General features: G+C 54.7%; 2 protein-coding genes. One reads left to right on the top strand and one right to left on the bottom strand.

What is annotated here, in order from left to right:
• The first annotated feature begins 753 nt into the window (after nt 1–753).
• Nucleotides 754–1,056 (top strand): reverse transcriptase domain-containing protein, encoded by a 303-nt coding sequence (locus DBR24_RS01315; RefSeq protein WP_158277010.1) that lies wholly within the window; start codon nt 754–756, stop codon nt 1,054–1,056.
• 95 nt (nt 1,057–1,151) lie between these two features.
• Here DBR24_RS01315 and DBR24_RS31205 read toward each other — a convergent pair.
• Nucleotides 1,152–2,137: Ig-like domain-containing protein (locus DBR24_RS31205; RefSeq protein ID WP_218278115.1), on the bottom strand; the 986-nt coding region annotated here is incomplete at its 5' end.

Genomic DNA, 2,137 nt, shown 5'->3' with positions numbered 1-2,137 from the left:
GGGCTTGCCCGCGATGGCGTCAGCGGCCACAACGCCTTGCTCAGTCCTTGTCACAGATCCCTGCTATTGAGGCAATTGCAGATTATCCAGTGCCCGGTTCACCGCCAGCTCGCTCAGCATGATCAGTTGCGCAATGGTGAAGCTCCTTGGTAAATGGAGCTGCTGCCTATTGCTACCAAACATTAGGGTGGCGGCTGAACGCAGGTTGGTAGACCGGGCACCAAGGAAAACCCAGCGCGCCATAACAAGTCGGTCGACGAAAAAACATCGACAGAATGCAATTGCCGGCGCTGTGCGCCTCGATTAACTCGGACTATCAAACCCGATCACTGTTTCTCAGTGACAGGGAAACGATATAGCCCGCTTCAGAGCTGCACAAGCCGGCGGATTTGGCGTAGCTGTAGGCAAAGGTGCAAGTCTGCGTGGCTTTACGGACACAGATTTAAACGCTATTAAACGATTATTGTGAATTGAGCTTAAACGAAAAAACCGCGCTCTCTTTTTACAGGAGTGCGGTTTTTAAGGTTGGGACTGGTAAATAAATGCGTCCCGAATGGTACTTCCCAGTCACCGCTTTGTGTTCAGAACCGATGTCAATTCCTACTATGCCTCCATTTCGCATCAGCGACTGATGGCTGATCTGGCACTGCAGGTGCAGGATCCATGCCTTCTCGACGTGGTCGCGCAATGTCTCACGCGCACTGCCGAGCGCGGTGGCGTATTTTGGGATCACACGCGAGGCATTCCCTTGGCGTGCTCACTCAGTCCTCTGCGGGCGGTTTCTACTTATCCCGTTTGGATGTGGCCTTGATGCGGCCAGACGTGTTTTATTTACGCTATATGGATGACGTGCTGGTATTGGCACCGACACGCAATAAACTGCGTCAGGCTGTGCGTGTGGTCAATGACCTGTTTGAAGAGTTTGATCTACAAAAGCATCCCGACAAAACCTATGTCGGACGTATTGAACGGGGCTTCACTTTCCTGGGAAAGCGTTACCCCCGTCCAATAGCCACTTTTGTTAGTTTCTGTTCATCGAAAGAACGCCAGCTTTAGGAGCAAACCTCACCCGCGTCCTCGGACGTGGATGAGGTGGATTAACGTTTTTTCGTATTAACCTATTGGCTATTTATGGGGTGATGGCTCGGCGATTATGGTACTAAACATACGAGTAAGGTGGTGCTGATGTAGTTGTCGGGCGTTGGATTGTTTAATCCGTCTCTTATCCACCATACCCCTGTCTCGCTGCTGCCCCCGTCCAAGTAGTCAATATAGTGCCCTGGGCGAGCGTGTGGGGCTACTGTTGGTCGGTTGAGGAGGGGGGCGATGTCAATGCCCTTCCCGCCGTCCCAATCGGGGGATCCGACCCTGGTGTATTTAGCTAATAATGCTAGGTCATCGGGCCCGATGAGGGCGCCCCCTAGCGATTGTCTCCACGCAAGCGCCTGTGCCGAGGTGTAGCCTCCGCCCGGGTACTTTATTAGCCTAAGTACATTGCGCACGATGACCTCGTAGCTGGCGTCGCGTCCCAGGCTGTCGGTCACATAAATACGGGTCGTTCCGTTCCACTCACTCCGCACGCGCCCTGTCGTCTCCTCAACCGAAGCGATGCCACTGTCGCCTGACCTATACCTGTAAGGGGGGACGCCACTTGACGGGGTTCGGTCGGCTGTGGTGTCGACGGGGTCCTTTCCGGTACGAAGCCATCTGGGACCGGAATCCGCGATGGAAAGGTTGCGACCAGATATTACTAAAGTTGAGGTGTCTATGATGAACGCGGGGGCCACCGTAAGGGTTCGCGCGGCAGAAGTCTGCCCATTACCATACAACGCCTTGGCGGTAAAGCTATGTTCAGCCACAGCCAAGGCACTGACGAGCAGCGTCCAGACGCCGGTTGTGGGATCTGCAGTTGTCGGACCCTTGGAGGCAGCGCCGTCAAAGACTTCGACGTTCTGGCCATTGGCGGCGTTGCCGCTGAGGGTCACGGCCGTTTCGCTGGTGGTGCCGCCCGGTAGGATATCGGCCCCGCTCGGCGAGCCGTTGGCAGAGTCAATGGTCGGGGCAATATCTTCAATAACGCTCAAGTAACGCACATTCGAATAGACTGAACTGCTGTGATACAGCGATTTGGCATACA

It is taken from the genome of Pseudomonas sp. HMWF006 (genome assembly GCF_003061205.1).
Taxonomy (GTDB): Bacteria; Pseudomonadota; Gammaproteobacteria; order Pseudomonadales; family Pseudomonadaceae; genus Aquipseudomonas; species Aquipseudomonas monsensis.
The sequence above is the reverse complement of the archived record's forward strand: the minus strand, read 5'-3'. Positions and strand labels throughout refer to the sequence as shown.